Here is a 22,442-nt window from a genome sequence, read left to right as displayed (position 1 = left end):
GTAAAGTGTCCACGCTTGGAGGGCGACATGACGGTGACGCGGTTGCGCGACATCCCGGGCATCGGCGTGGACACCGTCGGCGACGCGGCCGACGCCGCGGGAGACCCGGAGTTCCTGCGCCTGGAGAACCTCGACACCGACCTGCGGCCGCCCGCCGTGGCCCTCGCCGCCACGCGCGCCGCGATCGACGACGACGCGGCCAACAGCTACCTCCCCTTCCACGGGCACCGCTCTCTTCGCGCGGCCGCCGCGGCGCACGTCGGGCGCGTCAGCGGACGGTCCTACGACGCCGACACCGAATGCGTCGGCGTGGCAGGCGGGCTCAACGGCATCCTCAACACGCTGCTGGCGACCGTGGAACCCGGCCAGGAGGTCGTACTGTGCGACCCCATCTATGCCGGCCTGGTCAACCGGGTCCGGCTGGCGGGCGGTGTCCCCCGTTTCGTTCCCGCACGGCCCGCCGCGGACGGCTGGACCGTCGACCCCGAACGGCTCGCCGGCGCCGTCGGACCCGGCACGGCGGCGGTCCTGATGATGGGGCCGGCCATGCCGACCGGTCTGGTCCTGGACGACCGCCACTGGTCCGCCCTCGCCGAGGCCTGCGAACGCCACGACGCGTGGGTGATCTATGACGCCGCGATGGAGCGCATCCGCTTCGACGGCCGTCCTCCCAGCCATCCGGCGGCCCATGACGGCCTGGCCCGGCGCACCATCACCGTGGGGTCGGCCTCCAAGGAGCTGCGGCTCATCGGCTGGCGCGTCGGCTGGGTCGCCGGCCCCGCCGGCATCGTCGCCGACATCCGCCTCGTCGGCCTGACCAATGTCGTCTGCCAGACCGGCCTGGCCCAGAACGCCGTCGCCGCCGCCCTGGACGCCCCCGGCGCCGACGCCGATGTCGCCGCAGCAACGGCCGAATGGCGGCGGCGCTGCGAGACGGTCATCGGGGAACTCGCCGGCTACCCGGTCGTCCGGCCGCACGGCGGGTGGTCGCTCCTCGTCGACGCCAGGCCGCTGGAGCTGCCGGCCGCCGAGCTGTCCCGGCGCCTGTTCGACCGGGCGAAGGTCGCCGCCACGCCCATGGACGGCTGGGGCCCCAGCGGTGAGCACTACCTGCGGATCGTGTTCGCCAACGAGCCCGTCGAACGCCTCACCGGCCTCGGCGAACGTTTCCGCCTGGCCCTTCGATGACCTGGAGCGAGGCCGGCGCGAGCGCGCCCGGAGGGGTCTGGACGTGAGTACGCGAGCTCTGCGCCCCGAGGACCCGCGTGCCATCGGCCCGTACCGGCTGCTGGCCAGGCTGGGCGCGGGCGGCATGGGCTCGGTGTTCGCGGGGCGTTCGGCGGGCGGCCGGACGGTGGCGATCAAGCTGGTGCATCCGGAACTGGCCCGCGATGCCGGGTTCCGCCGCCGCTTCCGGCAGGAGGTGGAGGCCGCGCGGCAGGTGGGCGGGGAGTTCACCGCCTCCGTCCTGGACGCCGATCCCGACGCCGATGTTCCGTGGCTGGCCACGGCGTACATCGCCGGCCCTTCCCTGCACGAGGTGGTGGACGGCGGGTACGGGCCGCTGCCCGAGCGTTCGCTGCGCCAGCTGGCCGCCGGGCTGGGCCGGGCACTGCGCGCGGTGCACGCCCGCGGGCTGGTGCACCGCGATCTCAAGCCCGCCAACGTGCTGCTCACCCTGGACGGGCCGCGCGTGATCGACTTCGGTATCGCGCGGGCCGTCGACTCCACCATCGCGACCCGTACCGGGGCGGTCGTCGGCACGCCGGCGTTCATGTCGCCCGAGCAGGTCCGGGGCGAGCGGGTGACACCGGCCGGGGACGTGTTCTCGCTGGGCTCGGTGCTGGCGTTCGCGGCGACGGGACGGCTGCCGTTCGCGGCCGGCGAGGGCGGCGTGCACGCGCTGATGATGCGGATCGTCTCGGCCGAGCCCGACCTGGCGGGCCTGGACGGTCCGCTGCGGGACCTGGTCGGGGCGTGCCTGGCGAAGCGGCCGGAGGAGCGTCCCTCACCAGAAGAGATCGTCGAACGGGCCGGCGACGGCGGCGGCCCGTGGCTTCCCGATGAGGTGGTGCACCGGATCGGGCGGCACGCGGTCGCGCTGCTCGACCTGGAGGGCCCCGAAGCTCCTGGTATGTCCGGCACCGGGCCGACCGGCGTTCCGGCGCCCGCGCTCCGGCAACCCTCCGGCTCGCCGCTCGGAACACCACCGGCTCCGCCGCCGTCCCCAGAGCGGCGCACAGAGTACTGGCCGACACAGCCGCCCAATCCTGGCAGCCCAGGCAGCACGGGCTTTCCGGTCGTTCCTGCGGTACTGGCGGCGGTCGCGTTGCTCGCGGTAGCCCTGATCATCGTGGTCGTCGCCGTGTCCCTGGAGACGGCGGATGGCACCCCGGCAGGTTCCCAGCCTTCGGCCGCGTCCGATGGGAGCACCAGCGCGACGCGGAGGTCCGCCGCCCCGCCGCCGGCCACCGGCGACGTCCGCCCGGACTTCATCGGCACCTGGCAGGGCCCGGCCGACGGGTCACGGAACGTTCAGCTGATCATCCGGCAGGGGCGACGGGGCGCGGACGTCGCCGCCGTCAGGGTCACCGGCCGGGGGTACGTCTGCCACGGAGTGGGACGGCTCGTCCGGGCCGAAGGCATGGGCCTCACCCTCGACACCCGCGTCACCCGGAGCGAGCCGCCGGGCCGCTGCGACGGCACCGGGGTGCTCACCGGCAGGCTGATCACCGACGACCTCATGTTCATCCGGGACGGCGGCCTCAAGGGCAATCTGCGCCGCCTGGACTGAGCATCGCCACGGCGGTGTCGACGACCTCCTCCAGGGAGGCGGTGGAAGCGCCGGCGGGCCGGCGGACGGCGCTCCACCACAGGCCGTCGAGGACGACCAGGATCAGTTCCGCCAGGGCTTCGGGGGAACGGTCGGAGATGACCTCGCCGGCCTGCCTGCCCTGGACGATGGCCGCGCGCAGGTTGGCACGCGCCTCGCCGTCGAGCGCGTCCAGCGACGCGGCGAAGGAAGGCCGTACGGCGGCCTCGGCGTAGAAGGCCGCCCAGACCCGGGCCTCGGCGAGCCGGCGGTCGTCGGTCGGCAGGAAGGCCAGCAGGGCACGCCGCAGCGCCTCGGGGAACGTCTGGCCGCCGGACTGCGGCCGGATCTCGCGCAGCCGGGCCCGGGCGGCCTGGACGGCCTGGTCGAACGCGAAGTGCAGCATCTCGTCCTTGGTCTGGAAGTAGCGCTGCACCGCGCCCAGGGACAGGCCCGCCTCGGTGGCGACCGTGCGCATGCTGACGCCGTCCAGGCCCTCGCGCGCGGCGATGCGGAACAGCGCGTCCGCCACGTCGAGGCGCCGCGCCTCCTTGTCCACCCGCCTCGGCACGGGCCTATTCTGCCGCACCCCATGGCGATACGATCGTATCGATACGATCGTATTCGGAGGTTGGTGATGGCTCCTTCCCTTCGGCCGGTACGGGCGGCCGTCCGCTTGGCCGTTCTCGCCGGTGCGACAGGTACGGCGGTGGTAGGCATCGCGGCGGCGGCGCTGACCGTCGTCCCCCCGCCTTCGTGGTCGGCATGGCAGTACGGTCTCCTGGTCACCGAGTTCGGGCTGCTGCTGGCGGCCCTGGCCGGTGCGGGGCTGCTGCTGTCGTTGTTCGCGCGACGGCGGCGCCGGGACTGTTCACGAGCAGTGGCGACGACCGCCGCGGTCGTCAACGCCGCGGTACTGGCGGGCGCGCTGCTCCCTGCCGCGAGCGCCTGGCGGGACGCGCGGGCGACCGGCATGGACCTGTCGCTCGGCGGCTACCACGCGGGCCTGGCCACCGGCACCGGCCGCGAGCCCACGACCGTCCGGTACGTCCGGCTCGACGGCACGGACCTGGAACTGGACGTCTGGCAGCCCCCGCGGCGCCGCGACCACCGGCCGCTTCCCAACGTGGTCAACGTGCACGGCGGTTCCGAGGACCTCCCGCAGAGCCTCCTCCCCCGCTGGGACGCCTGGCTCGCCGGCCTCGGGTACGTGGTGTTCGACGTCGACTACCGGATCGCGCCGCCCGGCCGGTGGCGGGTCCCGGCGGCCGACCTGAAGTGCGCGCTCGGCTGGATCGCCGCGCACGCCGCCGCGTACGGCGCCGACCCGAGCCGCATCGCGGTCATGGGCCAGTCCGCCGGCGGGCTCGCCACCCTGCTCGCGACCTACACCGACCCCGGCCGGATCGCCCCCAGCTGCCCCGCTGCCGGGGTGCCGGTGAAGGCGGTCGCCGCCTGGTACTCGATCACCGACCTGGCCGCGCCCGAGGTGCCGTGGCGGCAGCGCCACTCACCGATCGGCGACGAACTGGCCACGGCGACCCGCACCATGATGGGTGGCACGTTCCGGGAGCATCCCGACCGGTACCGGGCCGCCTCACCCGTGTCCCACGTACGCCCCGGCCTGCCCCCGACCCTGCTGATCCAGGGCGGCCGCGACCTGTTCGTACCGGTCGAGGACAACCGGCGGTTCGCCGCGCGGCTGGCCCGCGCCGGCGTACCGCACCGGCTGGTCGAGATCCGCCACGCCGACCACATGTTCGATCTGAACTGGGGCGGTTTCGCCAGCCAGTTCGCCCGGCAGGCGATCACCCGATTCCTGCGCGAACGGCTGTGACTCCCCCGCACCGGCGACGATGACCACGGCCTCGACCCCAACGGAAGCCCTCGGCTGTTTGTCCACGGAGTGACGGGCATGCTAACGACGGGGAACTGAGAAGGAGCGCTATGAACACCATCTCGGGGGAAGCGACGAGGCGGCGGCACGCGCCCGCGCCGCCGCAGGAACCGAAACCGGCGAGAGCGCTCGCGATCCACGCGCGCCGGCAGGGCCGCTGGGCGGTCCTCAGCCTGGACGGCGTGCTGGACCTGGTCACGGCACCCGCACTGGTACACGCGGTGACCAGGCTCTTCGCACTGCTGAACGCGCAGGGCACCGCACTCGCGCTGGCCCTGGACCTGCGGCGCCTGCGGTTCTGCGACTCCTCGGGCCTCAACGCCCTCGTCCGGATCTGGCGCATCACCACCGCCGCCAGAGGCGAACTGGTGATCCTGGATCCCGCCCCGCAACCAGCCCGCGTCCTGCGGACCACAGGCCTGGACCGGCGCCTGGACATCCGCCCCGCCCTGCCCTAGAGCACCCGCTCCCGGTAGGTCAGGACGACTTCACGGTGCCCGCGATCGCCGCCGCGGTCGCCGTCAGAACGCTGAAGATGACCGCCAGCGCCACGGCGACGCCGTCGCCGCCCTCGAAGCCGAAGACGAACTTGAGCTGGGCGCCCAGGCCCGTGCCCCGAAGCAGCGGCGCCACGAAGACCGTCGCCACCACGTAGAGCAGGCAAAGCGCGAACCAGACGAGCGCGCCGGCGGTGAGCAGCGCCAGGATCCCGGCACTCACTGCTGCTGCGGTGTTCGCCCTCGGCTTGGGCGGTGCCGCCCTTGGGCTCGGCCCGCCACTCCACGGCGCGGGCCCGCCGGCCATCGGCGGCCGACCGGGCTGAGGCAGCCCGGGCTGCGGTCGATCCGGCTGCATCCGCACTCCTCGCGCGTATCGGCGACTCGAACCTGCCGTCCAGCACAGTCCGCGATCATCGTAGCGACAGGTCTTGTTCCGTGGCCGGTCGGTGACAGCTCTTGCGGAAGGCGAAGCAGTGACCAGAAGGTCACGATCGCGGACCCTGGCGCCCGAGCGGATGGCTCCTCGGCGGCATCGGGGCCGGGGGTTAGATCGCGAGCTCAGCGGCGACAACGGCCGGTAGCCGAGCACTTGCCGAAAAACTTCCGAAGAAACTTCGTCGGCCATGTCGAAGACGCGGTGAGGGCTCCGACCACATGGTGAAGCCCCCACAAAGGGGGCCCTACCAGGGGAGCACGACCATGCGGAAGATCATCCACTTCGTCCACGTCTCGCTCGACGGCTACATCGAGGGCCCGAACGGCGAGTTCGACTGGCCCTCCATGGGGCCGGAGCTGTCGGAGCACTCCTTCGGCCTGCTGGAGCGGGCCGACACGCTGCTGTACGGGCGTCCGGTCTGGGAGATGATGGCCGGCTACTGGCCGAACGCCGAGTCCATCTCCGACGACCCCCACGACCTCAAGTTCGCCCCGATCTGGCGGAATACCCCGAAGGTGGTGTTCTCCCGCACGCTGCGCGAGCCCGGCCACGGCGCACGGGTCATCGACGGGGCGAACCTGACCGAGCAGGTCACCGCGCTCAAGGCCGAGCCGGGCAAGGACCTGCTGCTGATGGGCGGCGCATCTTTGGCGGCCGAGCTCACCGCCCACGGCCTGATCGACGAATACCAGGTGGTGGTGCACCCGGTCGTCCTCGGCGGCGGCAAGGCCCTGTTCCCCGAGAGCAAGCAGAGGCTCAACCTGCACCTCGTCGAATCGCGGACCTACGACTCCCGGGCCGTTCTGCTGGCCTACCGGCCCGCGTCCAGCTGACGACCGTCCCGAACGTCCACACAAGGCGACCGCCGGCGGCCAGTTAGGCCCGTGCTACTGGCCGCCGGGAAATGCCGATCGGCCGCTGCCCCTCAGCGGTCGCCAAGAATGCCAACAAAGGACGCACGCTCCTTTAGGGTGCCGGGATGGTCTCTCCCTATGAAGGACTCCTGGACCACGCCGAGCGCTACCTGGGTGCCGTCACCCACGGCGAGCCGCCGGACGTCCTCGGGTACAACCGCGGTTTCGCGATCGGCTTTCACCGGCATCCCGAGCACGACATGGTGTCCGCGGCCAGCACCGGCCTGCGGTTCCAGGACCTGGAGTTCGAGATCCCCGAAGAGATCGTGTGCTCCGCTCGTCCGGGCCAGGAACAGGAGGCGAGCTACCTCGTCCACGTCGGCGCCCAACTCGCACTGAAGAACGGCAGGGGCCTCGGCCATGGCGCCGGATACCGCAACGCCGAGCCGCTGATCCCCGAGACGCGGATTTCGAGCCTCGCCTTCTCCGCGCATCCTCGGCTGCCCGAAGAGTTCGACCATTACCGTGACGCCGACGGCGAGCCGGTGCTCAGATTCGTCACGCTCATCCCGATGACCGAGCCCGAGTTCCGCTTCGTCACGGACGAGAAGGAGGGCCTGCACGGGCTCATGGAGGTGTGGCGACTCAACCGCACCGACATCCTCGACCTGTACCGGGAGTCAGCCGTCTGAGCCGGGGGGACGGGCGCGCCGCACCTAACGTTCACCTTCACACCATTGCAATGAAGTATCGATCATTCGTTGCATTGAGCTTGAAAATGATCGCAACGATTTAACGGCTCTCACCTGCACACATGCCACCACCCGCACACCCAGAAGCTTGAACAAACTTTAAACACAACGTAGCGTTTCCTGCATCAGAAACAAAAGGCCGCAACATCAGGCGGCGGATCACGCCGTGAGCCTAAGAATGAAGGCAGGAACCATGAGAGAGGTCCCAACTCGTCCGGCCGCCCGCCGCAGGGCCTTCCGGCGCGTGGCGGTCACGGCACTGGCGTCCGTGCTGCTGGCCGGGACGGCCATGCCCGGCGTGGCCGCGGCGGACGGCGAGCAGGACCGCTCCGAGTTGCGGCAGGCCACGCAGGCGTTCGTGGACGCCGGTTTCACCGGGGTGCAGGTCCGCGTCCGCGATGAGCGGGGCGAGTGGGCCGGCAGTGCCGGGGTGCGCAAGCTGGGCCAGAGCGCCAAGCCGTCCACGAACGGCACGTTCTGGACGGGCAGCATCATCAAGCCCGTCACCGCGACCGTGGCACTGCAACTGGTGGCCGAGGACAGGATCGGGCTGGACGCCCCCGTGGCCGGCTACCTGCCCGGTCTCGGGCTGGACCGGCGCATCACGGTGCGGATGCTGCTGGAGCACACCAGCGGGTTGTTCAACTACACCGGCGACTTCGACCCCGACGGGACGTGGGTTCCGGGGATCTCCGCCTCGGGCAAGGAGTGGCTGAACGACCGGTTCCGCCACTACCGCCCCGAGGAGCTGGTTCGGTTGGCGCTGTCCAAGCCGCTGAGGTTCGAGCCCGGGACGGACCAGAGGTACGCCAACACCAACTACACGCTGGCCCTGCTGCTGATCGAGAAGGTCACCGGCCGCCCGTACGCCGAGGAGGTGGAGCGGCGGATCCTGCGCCCGCTCAAGATGCGGAGCACCATCGTGGCGGGCGACCGGACGCGGCTCCCCGGGCCGCACGCGCACGGCTACTACCGGTACGAGGAGGCCGGCCAGGAGAAGACCGTCGACATCTCGCGCCAGAACCTGTCCCTGCTGGCCGGCGCCGGTGACCTGATCTCGACCACCCGGGACCTCCAAACGTTCGCCTCCGCTCTGAACGGCGGCAGACTGCTGCCCGCATCGCTGCTGGCCGAGATGCGCAAGCCGAACCCGGCGATGGGCTACGGTCTCGGGCTGTTCGTGCAGGACCTGGGCCCGAACTGCGGCACCGTCTACCAGCACAACGGCAGCCCGCCGCACGGCTACGGGGCGTTCATGTACAGCTCGGCTGACGGCAAGAAGACCCTGACCGCTTCGGCGACCTGGGTGGACGACATCACGAGGGGCCCGGCCAAGGACTACGAGAAGCTGGTGAACGGGCTCGCCAAGACGGTGTTCTGCGGCGAGCGGACCGCGACCTGACGAGACCGTCCCCCAGCGAGACCCCGAACCGGGCCACGCCGAACCCACCGAGTTCGCCGTGGCCCGGCCGTCGTGCACAGCGGTGAAGCCGGGCACCGGCGCTTCATTCGGGCGTTGAGCCGGGGTTGCCCTTCAGCCGGGCGGCCAGGTCCCGGATCTGTTGTTTCAGCTGCTCGTCCTGGCTGTTGCGAGCCGCCGCCTCGTGGTGTTCCCTGCGCACACGGCGGTCTCGCTCATGTTCGTCCAGCAGGCGAAGCGCGTCGATTCGCGCCTGGACGTTCTGGGTCTTGGCGTGTTTGAGGAAGACCTCGTGCGTCTCCATGTCGGCGGCGGCATGGTCGGCCACCTGGCGGTCGTAGGTGCTGAGTCCGGCGAGGCGTTTGGTCAGGATCGGCAGGCAGTCCAGGGTGATCAGCGCGATGCGGAGCAGCCAGACGAAGACGAGGACCATCAGGTTCTCGCCCTGGAGGGCGAGGAGCGCGTCGTCCTCCTCCAGGATGCCGATCCTGCCCTCGGGACGGGGCAGCTGCTTGTCGATCTCCCGGGCGATCTCGGCCGAATAGCCGGCGTTGACCGCGCCCTGGGCCCCGACGGCGTCCTTGGCCCTGCGCTGGAGTTCGGCGAGCTGCGCCCGCCGTTCCGGGAGCTTGGACGTGCGCAGGAGCTCCGCCCGCTCGTTCCGGATCTGCCGGCAGTTCGGCCCTTCGCCGACGACCCCTGTGGTCTCGCCGCCGACCCGTTCGCCGCCGCATTCGGCGTGTCCCAGCCGCTCCAGCCTCCGCAGCGCGGCCAGGTCCTTCTCGATGGCCTTCGACAAGGTCGCCACTTGCCCGTCGAGCGACGCCACCGTGGCCGTCGCCGCCGCCGGGTTGGCGCGGACGGTGATGAGCAGCCTCCGGTCCCGGCACGACTTCAGGTCCTTCGCGGGCAGCGCCCGGTAGGGGACGGGATTGCAGGCCGTCAGCGCGCTGAGCTTGGCCGCCCGTTCCACCCTCCGGTCCTCGGCCACCTGCCGGTGGATCGCGGGCTCGAACATCTTGATCAGCAGCGGCTCGGCCACCACGAACCCGAGCACGACGGCGAGGAGCACCCGGGCGAGGAACACCCCGCGGCTGCTCTGCGTCCCGTGCGAGCTGGCGATCAGCCACCGGTCCACCGAGAAGACGATCCAGCCCCAGAACAAGGCGGCGAGCAGCTCCACGATGAGCGGCATGTCCGCGAACTTCTGCACCATGATGAACATGGACACGGCCGCGAGGGTCCCGGCGTTGACCACGATCAGGGCCATCGCCGTGTAGCGCCCGCGGTCGAGCGGGGCCATGCTCAGCACCGACTCGTCCACGCCGATCAGCGAGCGGAGCCACACGCCCGGCCCCTTCGGGCCATGCACCGGCCGCCGCGGCGGCTCCCCCTCGGTCTCGACGGCAGGGGCCGCCTGAACCGCCGTCATCAGAGGTCTTCCTCCCGGTACGGCACGTCGTCGGTGTCCTCGGGCTCAGGGGGCGCCTGCCGGGACTCGGGCTTCTCCCGGGCCGGCCCGGCCGCCGCCTCGATCTGCCTGCCGGTCTCCGCCGTGACCGGCAGGCCGGCCGCGTTCCCGGCGACGAGTTCGGTGAGGATGCCGTCGATCTCCTTGATGCCTCGCTCATCGAGGAGGCCCTTCCGCACCATCTCCTTGAAGACCTCGAGCCGCATCATGATGCCCTGCACCATGGTGTCGCGGGAGAGCTGCGCGTTCTGGACGGAGTCCTCGTAGGCGCGGTCCTCACGCAGCCGTTCCAGGGCGTTCAGCCGGTCCGCCTCCAGCTGGTGGGACTCGGCCAGCTCCTTGGCGCTGATCTCGCCCCGCTCGGCGGCGAGGGCGTGGGCCATCAGGGGGTTGTCGCCCACCGCGTCGGTGACCTTCGCGGCCTGGTCGATGCCGAAGGTCGTCTCCATGTCGCGCCGGCGGTGCGCGGCGGCCAGCGCCGCCTCCTCGTCCCGCTCCCGCTGCTCCTGCTTCAGCCGGTCGGCGCGGAGTTTGTTCAGCTCCTGCTCCGTGCCCAGCACCTCCAGCTTGAGCCTCTGCAACCTGGTCGCGGTCTCCTGCTCGGCGTGGATCCGGTCGTAGTGCCCGTCCCGCTCCAGCCCCGCGAGCCGGTCCTGGTGATCGAGATCGTCCCGGACGGACTTGCCCACGTAGTCCCTGACCTCCGACGGCGCGGGGATCTCGACGTTGCCCAAGGCCGCCGTCATCCCGGAAAGGTCGACCGGCACGTAGTGGTGGTACGCCTGCAGTTCCGCACGCACGTCCGCCCGGGCCGCCAGGAAATCGGCGAGCTTGTACTTGGCCCCTGCCTTGAAGACGTCGTCATGCGCCCGCAGATACGCGGCCAGAAAGTCCCGGATGTCCCCGAGTCCGGCCTCCACCACGGCCACGGGGTCGAGGACCCGGCAGGTGAAGTCTACGAGAACGGTGAACTCGCTCCCCTCCGCCGAGGGAACGGCGAACTCCACCCTTATCTGCTTGTTCTGCGTCATGTCCACGACGCTCACGTGCGTCGCCGCCAGGACGATCTCGTCGTTGAGGCCCAGCCGCCCGTTGTCCAGCACGTACCTGCCGTCCGAGCGGAGCACGAGGACCTGGCCCGCCGTCGGACGGGGGATCTCCGAGATGTCGCGGCTCCGGGAACGCAGCCCAAGGAACCCGGACTTGGGCACCGGCGCCAGGACGTTCTGCGAAATGATCGGATAGCTCACGCGTCTTCTCCCATGCGACGTTGTGCTCGTTCGATGGCCGCGAACAGGGCGGCCGTGACCGGGTTCGTCCCGCCGCGCCGGTTCGCGGGGCGTTCGGCGAACGCCGTGAAGTCCTCGGCCAGTTCGTCCTGCTGGTCCTTGGACAGGAGCCCGCCCAGGACGTCCCCGAGCCGCTGGGCGACCAGCTCCGGCTCGTCCGTGTGGTGCCGCAACGCGTCGAGATTGGCGTGCAGCGCGACCAGCGCGGCATGCCTGACCGGCCGGTTCACCAGAAGCACCGACCAGGTGTAGCCGGTGACGCCCGCCAGGCCGGGCCGGTCGCAGAGCAGCCGCGCCGCCAGCGGCCGGCCCTGCGGGTCGTCCGTCCGGTAGACGGCGAGCATCGCCCGCAGCGCGGTCTCGTACGCCTCGATCCGGCGGGCGTCTCCGCGCAGTTGCCGGATCTTGTCCGCCAGGAACCGGACGACGCGTTCGCGGCCGTCCGCGTCCTCCTGGGAAAGGAAGAGCCCGCCGAAGGCCTCGATCGCGAGCGGCCCCAGCACGGCTCCCCGGTTGCGCGACAGCCGCCAGAGGTTCTTCACGGCCTCGATCGGGTAGAGCCGCCCGAGCTCTCCCGAGAACGCGATGATCGCGTTGTACTTCTGCCCGGGCGTGCCGCCCCGCGCGGCCCAGCCCGCGGCGACTCCGAGCGCGACCGGTGCCAGGTCCTCGTCGAAGCACATGAACCACAGCACGTGAACGGTCGTCAGCCGCTTCTGCCGGGCGTGCGAACGGGCCGGCTCCCCGCGCCCCACCGCGACCGACCACGGCTCCAGGTAGGAGCCCTCGACCTCGTCGAAGCTCGACCCGGCCAGCCTGGCCAGGCCCGCCGCGATGTGGAGGGAGAACTCCGGCTTGATCAGGACGCTCTCGAGCCAGATCCGGACCGCGTCCCAGAAGTGCTCGTCGAACCGCCCCGTCATCTCGGCGAAGATGAAGCGCTGCGCCTCCGGCTCCCGCAGCTCGATCAGCCGCCGGGGCCGGCCGTCGACGATGACCCTCCTGATCCGGATCAGCGGGTTCTCCAGCTGCCTTCCCCTGGCCTGGGGGAAGGCCTCCTCCGCGGCGCCCGGCGGGCGTTCCGCGGGTTCGGCGTCCCGAGCGGACGGCTCGGGCACCATCTCCGCCAGCACTTCCTTCAGCGATTCCCGGCACTCCCCGAACCGCCGCTCGGAAAGGCCGGACAGGAAGGCGAGCACGGTGATGTCGAGAACCTGCTCCCGGTTCGGCCGCGTCTCGAACCAGTCGTGCACCTCCTTCTCCGCCACTTCGCTCAGGACCGCCGAGACCGCCTCCTGAGGCGGCAGGCCGCGGACGAGCAGGTCCGTGATCTCGATCAGGCACGCCATCGTCACGGCGTCCGGCAGCGCCTCGACCACTTCCGCGATGCCGGCGTCCGCCAGGCCGTCTCCCGCGTGCGCACGGATGATCGCGCCCCGGTCCTCGGGCGGCGCCCACGCGATCCTGGCGGTCATCGCCGTGCGCCGGTTCTCCTCCGAGGAGGTCACCACCAGGAACGAGCCCCGCTCGCGCAACCCGCCCTGGATCCGCTCCCAATGGTGTTCGGCCTCGTGGTCGATCGCGCCGAACCAGCCGGGCAGCAGGTAGCCGGTGCTCCCGTCGAACTTGTGGTCGGCCAGCTCCCTGAGGCTCCTGGTCAGGGAGAGCCTGACGATCGGCGCCCCCTCGCCGAGCACGCGGACGAGGAGGTTGACGGCGCCGGTGAGCTTCCCGCTGCCGTCCGGCCCGCACAGGGTGACCACCGTGTGCCTCCGCAGCGCCTCCAACGCGGCCTTGAACGACTCGGACTCCACGAATCGGCCGGTCAGCGCGTCCACCCGTTCCCTGGGCATCGGTCCGCTCACCGCCCGGCGGCTGGCCCGGCCCGCCGCCCCGCCGAGGCCGAAGTTCGCGCCCGACGCGTCCACATCGCTGTGGAAAACGTTGATCAACTGGTTGACCGGCACGTGTTCGGCGGGCGGAGTGGCCTCCTCGCGCCCGTTTGCTTCGGCAGGGTCGCCGACGGGCTGGAACGGCTGGCCGTCGTCCTCGGTGTACACCCCTTCGCCGGGGACCTCGTCGGGCACGGGATCAGCTCCGGAACCCGAAGTTGGCGCCTCTCGCGTCCACCCGCTCGTGGAACTCGTTGTGCACCGAAGCGGATTCCTTCGGCACCGGGCGGTCGCCCTCGGCCTTCGGCGCGGGCGCCTCGGCCGGCGGGAGGGCGAGGGTGAGGGAATGGACGTCGCGGCCCCGCGGGATCCAGAGCCAGGCACGCTCGCGGAACTCCTTGACCTCGACCTTCACCTCGCGGAAGTCCTCGGGGGCGACGGAGAGCGCGTGGCCGTGGCGGACGACGTCGGTGAAGATCCGGTCGGAGAGCATGACGGCCAGATCGGCCCGGGACTCCTTGAGGGCGGCGCGCAGCGGGGGGCTGTCGCAGAGCCGGGCGACCTCGACGGGGCCCTGCCCGCTGCGGCCGTTCACATCGGCGATGGCCGTGCCGTGGTGGACGGCCAGCCGGAGCCGGAGGCGGTTCTCCCACGGCGCGTCCCCGTTGCGCCGGTCCAGGAAGGCCGCGAGATGGCGGGGGAAGTCCCCGACCAGGCGCCCTTCGGCGGTCTGCGGGAGGAGGACCGAGAACTCCCCGTCGCCGGCGCCCTGCCGTTCCCAGCCGTCCCGGTCGAGTCCGGCCGAGGCCGCGGCCCGCTCCAGGACGTCGAGAAGTCCCGCCTGGATGTCCGCCTGCCGCTGGTCGTCGCCGCTTCCGTACCCCGTGGCGTCCACCGAGATCATCGGACGCCGTTCGAATGCCCCTGCCACCTTGTCCCCTTGGCATGTTGAAGTCGGGAAAGGGGATTCTTACACGCCGGACTCCACAAGAAGGGGTACAAATACCACTTTGCCTAGGTCGGCCAGATCACCCCTTCTTTTGGCATTAATACCAAATCTCGGAGTCTCCCGGCCGGTTCACTGCGATCAAGCAAAGATCCGCAAGCTAGGACTGAGTGCTGTTTCCGAAACCCTCGCCCACAGCACCGCGAAGCGACACGATGGTCTGCCGGGACCACCGCGAGAAGCGTTCATGGATGCCTGCCGACGGCCGCGCCGAAACACCGCAGCACGGTCCGGCTCCGGACAGCACTGTCCACAATGCCTGCTTTTACCGAAATCTTCTGGTGTTCGATCAGCGGCCGGCCATCGCGAAGGCCTTCAACCCGTCGAGATCGGTCACCACGATGCGCCGGTAACCCGTCCTGATCAGCCCGGCCCCGCGCATCTGCTTGACGGCCTTCACCGCCGACTCCTTCGCGGCACCGACCAGCTTGCCCAGCTCTTCCTGGGTGAGCTCGATCCCGATGTCGATGCCGTCCCCGACCGGATGGCCATGGCGTTCGGCGAGTTGCGCGACCACCCGGGCCAGCCGCTGGTCGACCGGGTAGCCCGCGAAGTCCAGGCGCCGCTGGTTGGCCCAGTCGAGCCGGTCGCCGAGCATGGTCGCGAGCAGCCTCCACGCCTCGGGATGCCGGTCGAGGAACCCCAGGAACCGCTCCTTCGGCAGCCGATGGACCGCCCCGTCCGTGCACGCGATCACGGTCGCGGAGCGGCCGGTGTCACGGATCGCCGCCAGCTCGCCCACCAGATCCCCGCTGACCCTGATCCCGTAGAGGGCCTCCGTGCCGTTCTCCAGGCTCCCGACCACCTTCACGCACGCCGGCGACCTGCTGCCCCGCGCCCTGAGCACCAGCACCTGGTCGGTGGACGCCCCCTGCGTCATCAACGTCTGCCCTGCACTCATGCGCTGCTCCGGAGCGATCGCCAGCAGCTCGCTCCGAAGCGACGCCTTCAATCCCGACAGGAACGTTCCGTGGGGCCAGTCTTCTCTCCCTGTTTCGACCACGTCCCCACTATCCCCGGACGCGCCCACCACGGGACATCTCACTCGGTGTGAAAGGCGACCTTCCACGAAGCTCCGCCCATCCACCGTTCCCGGTCGTCGCGGGGCCGTCCGCCGATCGCCGCAGCTCGTGGAACGGGAGTGTTGTCTTGGTGTCTCCGGCCGGCACCGGCGAGCATCTGCTCGGCCTGCTGACGATGCTGGTCGAGGCGATCGGTGGACAGGTGGCCGATGCCTGCTGTCAAGGCAGCAGGATTTGGCCGAAGCCTCCGTTCGGACGTTGGGTCAGGCCCAGTTGGGCGCCGCTGATGGTCGTGGCGCCCCGGGGGCGGCCGCCGGGCAGGAGGTAGACGCGGCCGCCGGCCCGGGTCGACCATTCAGGTGCCCCGACGGTGAGTTCGGGCTTGCCGTCCCCGGTCAGGTCGCCGGTCGACAGGCCGTCGCCGATCCAGCGGGGAGGGCCCTGCGGCAGGTCGTCCCTGGTGATGATGGTGGCCTCGCCGGGCCGGACGCCGCCGCGGCCGCCGGGCAGGATGGCGATCTTGCCGGCCGCGGCGACGGTGACCTCCGCGATACGGTCGCCGGTCACGTCGCCGACGGTGAAGCCGGGTGCCGCCTCCAGGGACGCGGCCTGGTCCGGGGACCTGTCCCTTGAGGCGACCTCGATGGGGATGGTGAACGCTCGCGGGGCGCCGAGCCCGGTGGAGGTTCCCGGCGCCACGAACATCGTCCGCTTCTCGGTACGGAAATCATCGCCCATGACCAGGTCGGGCCGGCCGTCGCCGGTGACATCGCCCGCCATCGACCGGAGCCCGATCCGGTCCCGGCCGAACACGGTGGCGCGGTCGCTCAGGCCCTTCGGGCCGCCGAGCCGCAGCTCGCCCCACTTCTCGTCCTTCTCGCCCTGGGTCATCCAGTGGGCCATCACCACGAGGTCGGAGCGGCCGTCGGCGTTGAAGTCGGCGACCTGAAGGGATTGGAACGAGTCCTCGGCCCCGCGCCCGTGCGGCGGCCTCTTCACCGGCCCGCTCCGCTCGGCGGCGACGGGACGGTCCACCACGTTGCGAAAGAAGTACAGATCCTCGCGCGAGCTCGTGGTGGCGACGATGTCGAGCTCGCCGTTGCCGCCGAAGTCCCCGATCGCCAGATTGGAGAAGTATCCGCGCACCGTGTCCGAGACCAGTTCCACCGTGCGGCTCGTGAGCCCGTTCGCGCTGCCGTAGACGATCGCCACGATGGAACGCCCCTGGCCGTTGAACCCTCCGTCCAGCCCGCCGACCACCAGGTCGTCGTACCCGTCGTGGTCGAAGTCGGCCGAACCGAGCGTCGTGCCGAACACGTAGTTCGGCTTGTCGCGGGTCGGCACGTCCAGGCAGTCATGAGTGATGATCTGCCGCCTGGACGGATCCGGGCCCTGGGGGCCGCTGTGGACGACGGCGACGTACGCGCCCGACCAGGTTCCGCGCAGCGTGCTGTCAGGCGTCTCCGTCGTGCGGAAGGGCACGGCGACGGCGGTGTCGCGGCGGCCGTCTCCGTTGAAGTCGCCGCCGCGATCGGTCGCGCGGGAGGGATGGCCGGAACGGTGCGGCGCCTTCGTGATGGGCGACGGCGCCCTGCCGGTGGGGAGCGGGCCGGCACAGGTTGCCCCGGGCTTGGCGTTCCGCGCGATCGGGTCACCGGGGGTGACGTCGTCGGCGGCGACGAGTAAGACCGCGGCCGCCGTGACGGACGCTGCGGTCAGCGCGCTTTTCACTCGCGGGCTCGTCCGCCGAGAACGCTTCGCCTGGCTCGGCTTTCGTGCCGGATTTTTCATGACGAAGAGCATGAAGCATGCGGTGCCGATCCGCGGTCTCGGCGTCGGGACGGCGGAACTCTCGGAAGCGGCAGCGTTTGTGCGCTGCCTTACCGCGGTCGGCCCGCGTCCTGCCGGGGCTAGCGGGCCGACGTGTCGTCGTAGTCGCGCCGGGACCGTTCGACCTGGTCGAGGTGGGCGTCCGCCCAGTCGGCGAGGTGGGCGAACAGGGGGGCGAGGCTGCGGCCGAGGTCGCTGATCTCGTACTCGACGCGGGGCGGGACCTCGGGGTGGTACGTGCGCACGACCAGGCCGTCGCGTTCGAGCTGGCGCAGGCGCTGGGTCAGCACCTTCGGGGTGATCGCGGTGATCCGCCGCTGCAGCTCGACGAAGCGCTGCCGGCCGTGCTCGTTGAGGGTCCACAGGATCGGGGTGGTCCACCGGCTGAAGACGATGTCGACCACCGGAGCGATCGGGCAGGCCAGCGCCGGATCGGTCGGCGCCGTCGCGGCCTTCCAGGTCGTGCCGCCCATACGGTCCCTCCGAGGTAGTCACTTTCTCCTAGGTACCTACTATACCCAGGCTGTTAGCGTCGCCCGCGTCGAGGACGAACCGCTCGTTCGAGCGGATGAGACAGCTGGAGACCGACCATGATCGTTGTGACCGGAGCCACCGGGAATGTCGGGCGCTCGCTCGTGCGGGTGCTCGCGGCGGCGGGCGAGAACGTGACCGCCACATCCCGGAACATCTCGGAATCGGACGTGCCCGAGGGCCTCCTGTACCGGCGGGCCGACCTGGCCGACGCGGACGGCCTGCGCCCGGTGCTCGACGGCGCCGACGCCCTGTTCCTGCAGAGCGGCGGTGCGAGCGCTCACACGCTCGACGTGGAGGCCATCCTGGACGCCGCCAAGGCGGGCGGCGTCCGGCGGGTGGTGCTGCTGTCTTCGATCGGGGTGGCGACCCGGCCGGATTCGGCATCGCACGGGGTGGTGATGCGCTCCATCGAAGACGCGGTGCGCGGAGCGGGCCTGGACTGGACGATCCTGCGGCCGGGCAACTTCGCCTCCAACACCTACGCCTGGGCCGCGCCGGTCCGCGAGGAGCGGACCGTCGCCGCGCCCTTCGCCGGCGTCGGTCTGCCGACGATCGACCCGGGCGACATCGCCGAGGTCGCCGCGGCGGCACTCCGGGAACTCGGCCACACCGGGCAGGTGTACGAGCTGACCGGCCCCGCCCTGATGGCTCCCCGGGAGCAGGCCGAGGCGATCGGCGCGGCACTGGGCGAGCCGGTCCGGTTCGTGGAGCTGACCCGGGACCAGGCGCGGGCGCGGATGCTGGACTTCATGCCGGCGGACGTGGTGGACACGACCCTGGACGTCCTGGGCGAGCCCACCCCAGCCGAGCTGCGGATCTCTCCGGACGTGGAGAAGGTGCTGGGGCGCGGGCCGCGCACGTACGCCGAGTGGGCCCGGGCCAACGTCGCCGCCTTCCGCTGAGCGGCCCCTGAGAACCAGGACGGTGATCCGCTCGCCGTCGGCGGCGGCCAGGTCGGCGTGGCCGTCGCCGTCGATGTCACCCGCGGGGATCCTGGTGGCCGACAGCTTCGCGCTGTCGTAGCCGGCGGCGTCTTTGGTCGATGAATTCGAGCGTCCGCTGATATCCCGGCCGCCGCATTCATGCGTTTGCCTCTCCCCCTCAGGTGTGAGTCGCGGGCTCCCCATGCAGGACGATGCGTGGTCGATCTCCCGCCGTTCAAACTTCCGTACATGAATCCGGCGCCGAAAAGAAGGCCCGGCTGTTCTTCGATATCCGGAGCTTCGAGCTCTATCGCCCGCCTCGACGCATCCTGCGGCCGGCCCGATCCGATGCAATTTCCCGAGATCCAGGAGAGGTTCATGGGTTCGACAGAAGAGAAGCCGGCCACGGACGAGTTGCTGCGTTTGCAGGACGTCGGCAAGGTGTACGGGCGGTCGCGCAACAGGGTGGCGGCGCTGGCGGGCGTGTCGCTCGGATTCCAGCGCCGCACGTTCACCGCCGTGATGGGGCCCTCCGGGTCCGGGAAGAGCACTTTCCTGCACTGCGCCGCCCTTCTGGATCGACCGACGTCCGGCAGGGTCTTCCTGGGGGGGGAAGGATCTGACGGCGTTGAACGAGCGCGCGCTGACCAAGCTGCGCAGGAATCGGATCGGGTTCGTCTTCCAGAGTTTCAATCTGCTGCCCGCGCTGAACGTGGTGGACAACGTGACGCTGCCGCTGCGGCTGGCGGGTGAGCGGCCCGATCGCGGGCTGGTGGACGAGGTCATCGAGCGCACCGGGCTCGCGTCCCGCCGCGGGCACCGTCCGGGCGAGCTCTCCGGCGGTCAGCAGCAGCGCGTGGCGATCGCCCGCGCCCTGGTCACCCGGCCGGTCCTGCTGTTCGGGGACGAGCCGACCGGCGCCCTGGACACCCAGACCGCGCTGGAGATCCTGGGGCTGCTGCGCGAGGCGGTGGACGCCGGGGAGCAGACCGCGGTGGTCGTGACGCACGATCCGGTGGTTGCGTCGCACGCCGACCGCGTGGTGTTCCTGGTGGACGGCCAGGTGGGCGCAGACCTCGAACGGCCGTCCGTCCAGGAGGTGGCCGAGCGCATGACCCGGCTCGGCGCGTGGGCACGGACGCGGCGGCCCGCGGGTGCGGGACGGGTGGGCTGATGCTGCGTCTCGCGCTGAAGACCCTGCGGTTCCGCAAGGGCGGGTTCCTGGCGTCGCTGGTCGCGCTGTTCGTCGGCGCCGTCGTCGTGCAGGGCTGCGGCGGCCTGCTGGAGACGGGCATCCGCGCCGATGTCGGGGCCGAGCGGCTGGCGGCGGCGCCCGTCGTGGTGACCGGGAGCCAGGACTATCCCGGCCATGCGGTCGGCGCCGCGAACGACCCGCTGACCGAGCGGGTGCCGCTCGACGAGAACCTGATGGACGTCGTCGCCGGGGTCCCCGGTGTCGCCGCGGCCGTGCCGGACGTCTCGGTGCCGGTCACCGCGCTGGCCGGCCGGCCGATGTCCGCGTCCGGGCACGGCTGGTCCAGCGCGCCGCTCTCGCCGTACAGGCTGGTCGCGGGCGCCGGGCCGGCCGCGTCCGGCGACGTCGTGCTGGACGGCGCCACCGCGCGGCGGCTGGGCGTTCGGCCGGGCGCGCGGCTGGAGGCGTCGGTGCGCGGCGTCCCGCACGCCTTCCGGGTCAGCGGAATCGCCGAGAACCGGAACGCCACCGGCTCCGTGCTGCTGTTCTCCGACGGCGAGGCCGCCCGGCTGTACGACCGGCCCGGAAAGATCGACGGCATCGGGGTGCTCGCCGCACCGGGCACCGCCCCGGCGAAGCTCGCCAAGGCGATCGATGACGCCCTCCCGGACGGCGGTGCCCGGGTCCTCCAGGGCGACGACCGGGGGATCGCCGAGTTCCCGGACATGATCAGCGGCCGGCGGAACCTGATCCCGGTCGCGGGCGCGTTCGGCGGCCTGGCCACCATGGTCGCGATCTTCGTGGTGGGCAGCACCGTGGGCATGTCGATGCAGCAGCGCCGCCGGGAGATGGCGCTGCTGCGCGCGACCGGGGTCACGCCGGGGCAGCTGCGCCGCATGGTGATGGCGGAGACGTTCATGATCGCGGTGCTCGCCGCCGGCCTGTCGCTGGCGCCGGGGCTCGCGTTCGGCCGCTTCCTGTACGGCGTCCTCGTCGGGCAGGGCCTGATCCCGGGCGAGATGGTCTTCGTCCAGGGGTACGTTCCGCGGCTCGCCGGCTTCGGCGCGACGCTGGTCGCGGCGCTGGCCGCCGCGTTCATCGCCTCCCGCCGGGTGTCGCGGGTCCGGCCGACCGAGGCGATGGCCGAGGCGACGCTGCAGGGCCGCTGGGTCAGCCCGATCCGCGTGATCCTGGCGGTCGTCGTCCTGGGCGGCGCGACCGCGCTGGCGATCGTGACGGCGTCGGTGATGACCGGGCCGATCGCGGCGAGCACGGCCGGGCCCGCAGCGATGCTGTGGGCGGTCGGGATCGCCCTGGTGTCCCCGGGCCTGTGCCGCTGGCTGGCGGCCGTGCTGCGCCGGCCGGTCGGCCTGCTGAGCGGGTTGCCGGGACGGATGGCGATGCTGAACGCGTCGGCCCGCAAGGTCCGCCTGGCCTCGGCGGTCATCCCGATCATGCTGGTGACCGGGCTGGCCACGGCACTGATCTACCTGCAGACCAGCCAGGACGGCGCCGCCGACCGGATGTTCGCCGACGGCCTGCGGGCGGACGCCGTGGTCGGTTCGCGGAGCGGCGCGCTCCCGCCGTCGCTCGTGGACGCGATCTCCCGCCTGCCGCAGGTCGCCGGAGCGTCCGCCTCGGTGTCCGGCGAGGGCAGTCTGGAGACCCTCCTCGGCCCGGGCGAGGACGACGACGGCGTGATGGTGGACCGCAGGGTCAGGCCGAGCCGGATCGACCTGCGGGGGGTCACGGCGTCCGGGGCGCGGCAGACGGTCGGGTACCCGGCGGTGCGGGGCGACTACGGGCGCCTGACCGGCGACAGCATCGTGCTGCCCGCCGGCGTGCTGCGCGACAGCGGCAAGCGCGTGGGCGACCGGGTGAGGCTGCGCTGGGGCAACGGGGACGTGAGCACGATGACGGTCGTCGCGTCGTTCACCCCGCCGCGCGGATTCGAGTACGCGATGGTGCCCGCGACCGCGCTGCTGCCCCGTACCACGGCCGGCGTACTGCCGCAGATCATGGTGAGGGCCGAGCCGGGGGTGTCTCCCCCGGCGCTGGTGGCGGCGGTGCGGAAGGCGGCGGCCGGTGTCCCCGGAAGCACCGTCGTGAGCCGCGCGGAGGCGGACGCGGCGCACGCCGGGCGCGACGGGACCGGCCGGGTGGCGAGCTTCCTGCTGGCCGCGGTGGTGGTCGGCTACGCGGTGATCGCGCTGGTCAACGCGCTGATCGTGGCGACCGCCGAGCGGCGCGGCGAGTTCGCGCTGCAGCGGCTGATCGGCTCGACCCGCGGCCAGGTGATGTGGATGGTGTCGGTCGAGGCGCTGGTGACGGCGCTGGTCGGGATCGTGCTCGGCACCGCGGTGGCCGCCGGGGCGCTGGTCCCGTTCGGGCTGGCGCTGGACGGATCGGTGCTGCCCGGCGGGCCTGCGTGGATCTACCTGGCGATCGTCGGAGCCGCGGTGGCGCTGACGTTCGCGACGATCCTGCTTCCGGCGGCGGTCGCGCTGCGGGCGCGCCCCGTGGAGGCCGCCGTCGCTCCGTAACGCCGGGCCGCGCCCGTTCGGGGCACTCCCCTCGTCGGCCTCCGGTGAAGATCAGATACAACTGAC

20 protein-coding genes are annotated in these 22,442 nt (G+C 71.6%); 11 read left to right on the top strand and 9 right to left on the bottom strand.

The genetic code is table 11. From position 1 onward, the window contains the following. Positions 1-27: 27 nt before the first annotated feature. Both AB0881_RS13980 and AB0881_RS13975 read left to right on the top strand, forming a co-directional pair. Entirely contained in the window at positions 28-1,188 is a 1,161-nt protein-coding gene (locus tag AB0881_RS13980) for a pyridoxal phosphate-dependent aminotransferase (RefSeq protein WP_366617049.1), read from the top strand. 43 nt (positions 1,189-1,231) lie between these two features. Then, positions 1,232-2,794 carry a serine/threonine-protein kinase gene (locus tag AB0881_RS13975; protein WP_366617047.1) on the top strand — a complete coding sequence of 521 codons (1,563 nt, stop codon included), beginning with the start codon at positions 1,232-1,234 and terminating at the stop codon, positions 2,792-2,794. Here the strand turns inward: AB0881_RS13975 and AB0881_RS13970 are convergent. Beyond that, on the bottom strand, positions 2,766-3,383 hold the full coding sequence (locus AB0881_RS13970; RefSeq protein ID WP_366617045.1) for a TetR family transcriptional regulator C-terminal domain-containing protein: 618 nt from the start codon (positions 3,381-3,383) through the stop codon (positions 2,766-2,768). The two genes, AB0881_RS13975 and AB0881_RS13970, sit on opposite strands and share 29 nt — an antisense overlap. A 138-nt stretch (positions 3,384-3,521) precedes the next feature. Here AB0881_RS13970 and AB0881_RS13965 point away from each other — a divergent pair, with 138 nt between their 5' ends. Both AB0881_RS13965 and AB0881_RS13960 read left to right on the top strand, forming a co-directional pair. After that, positions 3,522-4,649: an alpha/beta hydrolase gene (locus AB0881_RS13965; RefSeq protein WP_366617043.1), complete on the top strand. Its 1,128-nt coding sequence runs from the start codon at positions 3,522-3,524 to the stop codon at positions 4,647-4,649. A 110-nt stretch (positions 4,650-4,759) separates the two neighbouring features. Beyond that, on the top strand, positions 4,760-5,167 hold the full coding sequence (locus AB0881_RS13960; protein WP_366617041.1) for an STAS domain-containing protein: 408 nt from the start codon (positions 4,760-4,762) through the stop codon (positions 5,165-5,167). A 19-nt stretch (positions 5,168-5,186) separates the two neighbouring features. Here AB0881_RS13960 and AB0881_RS13955 read toward each other — a convergent pair whose 3' ends face one another. Continuing rightward, positions 5,187-5,429 carry a hypothetical protein gene (locus AB0881_RS13955; protein ID WP_366617040.1) on the bottom strand — a complete coding sequence of 81 codons (243 nt, stop codon included), beginning with the start codon at positions 5,427-5,429 and terminating at the stop codon, positions 5,187-5,189. A gap of 479 nt (positions 5,430-5,908) precedes the next feature. Here AB0881_RS13955 and AB0881_RS13950 point away from each other — a divergent pair, with 479 nt between their 5' ends. The 3 genes from AB0881_RS13950 to AB0881_RS13940 all read left to right on the top strand — a co-directional run bounded on the left by AB0881_RS13950 (position 5,909) and on the right by AB0881_RS13940 (position 8,653). Continuing rightward, positions 5,909-6,478, top strand: a complete 570-nt coding sequence (locus AB0881_RS13950; protein WP_366617038.1) for a dihydrofolate reductase family protein — start codon at positions 5,909-5,911, stop codon at positions 6,476-6,478. 146 nt (positions 6,479-6,624) lie between these two features. Next, complete coding sequence (locus AB0881_RS13945; protein ID WP_366617036.1) at positions 6,625-7,191, top strand: suppressor of fused domain protein; 567 nt, start codon at positions 6,625-6,627, stop codon at positions 7,189-7,191. A 253-nt stretch (positions 7,192-7,444) separates the two neighbouring features. Further along, a complete protein-coding gene (locus tag AB0881_RS13940; protein WP_366617035.1) occupies positions 7,445-8,653 on the top strand; it encodes a serine hydrolase domain-containing protein in 1,209 nt (402 codons plus the stop codon). 103 nt (positions 8,654-8,756) lie between these two features. Here the strand turns inward: AB0881_RS13940 and AB0881_RS13935 are convergent, their stop codons facing one another. From AB0881_RS13935 to AB0881_RS13905, 7 genes are all read right to left on the bottom strand, one after another. Then, the gene (locus tag AB0881_RS13935) at positions 8,757-10,103 is read right to left on the bottom strand and encodes a DUF4407 domain-containing protein (protein ID WP_366617033.1); all 1,347 of its coding nucleotides are present in this window, start codon (positions 10,101-10,103) and stop codon (positions 8,757-8,759) included. After that, positions 10,103-11,392 (bottom strand): hypothetical protein, encoded by a 1,290-nt coding sequence (locus AB0881_RS13930; protein WP_366617031.1) that lies wholly within the window; start codon positions 11,390-11,392, stop codon positions 10,103-10,105. Before AB0881_RS13930 ends, AB0881_RS13935 begins: the two co-directional genes overlap by 1 nt. Continuing rightward, positions 11,389-13,518 carry a hypothetical protein gene (locus tag AB0881_RS13925; RefSeq protein WP_366617029.1) on the bottom strand — a complete coding sequence of 710 codons (2,130 nt, stop codon included), beginning with the start codon at positions 13,516-13,518 and terminating at the stop codon, positions 11,389-11,391. The genes AB0881_RS13930 and AB0881_RS13925 overlap by 4 nt, the downstream gene beginning before the upstream one ends. Before the next feature lie 4 nt (positions 13,519-13,522). After that, positions 13,523-14,254 (bottom strand): hypothetical protein, encoded by a 732-nt coding sequence (locus AB0881_RS13920; RefSeq protein ID WP_366617028.1) that lies wholly within the window; start codon positions 14,252-14,254, stop codon positions 13,523-13,525. 364 nt (positions 14,255-14,618) lie between these two features. Further along, positions 14,619-15,230, bottom strand: coding sequence for a Crp/Fnr family transcriptional regulator (locus AB0881_RS13915; RefSeq protein ID WP_366617026.1), 612 nt, complete (start codon positions 15,228-15,230; stop codon positions 14,619-14,621). Positions 15,231-15,570: 340 nt separating this feature from the next. Further along, positions 15,571-17,082 (bottom strand): FG-GAP repeat protein, encoded by a 1,512-nt coding sequence (locus AB0881_RS13910; protein WP_366617024.1) that lies wholly within the window; start codon positions 17,080-17,082, stop codon positions 15,571-15,573. Between the two features lie 179 nt (positions 17,083-17,261). Beyond that, positions 17,262-17,654, bottom strand: a complete 393-nt coding sequence (locus tag AB0881_RS13905) for a helix-turn-helix domain-containing protein (protein ID WP_366617022.1) — start codon at positions 17,652-17,654, stop codon at positions 17,262-17,264. A gap of 117 nt (positions 17,655-17,771) precedes the next feature. On the opposite strand from AB0881_RS13905, the gene AB0881_RS13900 reads away from it, so the two are divergent. From AB0881_RS13900 to AB0881_RS13885, 4 genes are all read left to right on the top strand, one after another. After that, complete coding sequence (locus AB0881_RS13900) at positions 17,772-18,617, top strand: NAD(P)H-binding protein (RefSeq protein WP_366617020.1); 846 nt, start codon at positions 17,772-17,774, stop codon at positions 18,615-18,617. A 180-nt stretch (positions 18,618-18,797) separates the two neighbouring features. Continuing rightward, a complete protein-coding gene (locus AB0881_RS13895) occupies positions 18,798-19,391 on the top strand; it encodes an ATP-binding cassette domain-containing protein (protein WP_366617018.1) in 594 nt (197 codons plus the stop codon). Continuing rightward, positions 19,282-19,812, top strand: a complete 531-nt coding sequence (locus AB0881_RS13890) for an ABC transporter ATP-binding protein (RefSeq protein WP_366617198.1) — start codon at positions 19,282-19,284, stop codon at positions 19,810-19,812. Before AB0881_RS13895 ends, AB0881_RS13890 begins: the two co-directional genes overlap by 110 nt. After that, the gene (locus AB0881_RS13885) at positions 19,812-22,376 is read left to right on the top strand and encodes an FtsX-like permease family protein (RefSeq protein WP_366617016.1); all 2,565 of its coding nucleotides are present in this window, start codon (positions 19,812-19,814) and stop codon (positions 22,374-22,376) included. The genes AB0881_RS13890 and AB0881_RS13885 overlap by 1 nt, the downstream gene beginning before the upstream one ends. The last annotated feature ends 66 nt before the right edge of the window (positions 22,377-22,442 follow it).

The organism is Spirillospora sp. NPDC029432, from assembly GCF_040703975.1.
Lineage (GTDB): Bacteria > Actinomycetota > Actinomycetes > Streptosporangiales > Streptosporangiaceae > Spirillospora.
Note: the sequence above shows the minus strand (reverse complement) of the source record. Positions and strands in the feature narration are given on the sequence as shown.

What these genes read in the sequence shown, in the direction of transcription:
- AB0881_RS13885 (WP_366617016.1), top strand. Translation starts at nt 19,812, where the DNA reads ATGCTGCGTCTCGCGCTGAAGACCCTGCGGTTCCGCAAGGGCGGGTTC.
- AB0881_RS13905 (WP_366617022.1), bottom strand. Translation starts at nt 17,654, where the DNA reads ATGGGCGGCACGACCTGGAAGGCCGCGACGGCGCCGACCGATCCGGCG.
- AB0881_RS13950 (WP_366617038.1), top strand. Translation starts at nt 5,909, where the DNA reads ATGCGGAAGATCATCCACTTCGTCCACGTCTCGCTCGACGGCTACATC.
- AB0881_RS13980 (WP_366617049.1), top strand. Translation starts at nt 28, where the DNA reads ATGACGGTGACGCGGTTGCGCGACATCCCGGGCATCGGCGTGGACACC.
- AB0881_RS13900 (WP_366617020.1), top strand. Translation starts at nt 17,772, where the DNA reads ATGATCGTTGTGACCGGAGCCACCGGGAATGTCGGGCGCTCGCTCGTG.
- AB0881_RS13960 (WP_366617041.1), top strand. Translation starts at nt 4,760, where the DNA reads ATGAACACCATCTCGGGGGAAGCGACGAGGCGGCGGCACGCGCCCGCG.
- AB0881_RS13935 (WP_366617033.1), bottom strand. Translation starts at nt 10,103, where the DNA reads ATGACGGCGGTTCAGGCGGCCCCTGCCGTCGAGACCGAGGGGGAGCCG.
- AB0881_RS13945 (WP_366617036.1), top strand. Translation starts at nt 6,625, where the DNA reads ATGGTCTCTCCCTATGAAGGACTCCTGGACCACGCCGAGCGCTACCTG.
- AB0881_RS13940 (WP_366617035.1), top strand. Translation starts at nt 7,445, where the DNA reads ATGAGAGAGGTCCCAACTCGTCCGGCCGCCCGCCGCAGGGCCTTCCGG.
- AB0881_RS13895 (WP_366617018.1), top strand. Translation starts at nt 18,798, where the DNA reads ATGCGTTTGCCTCTCCCCCTCAGGTGTGAGTCGCGGGCTCCCCATGCA.
- AB0881_RS13915 (WP_366617026.1), bottom strand. Translation starts at nt 15,230, where the DNA reads ATGAGTGCAGGGCAGACGTTGATGACGCAGGGGGCGTCCACCGACCAG.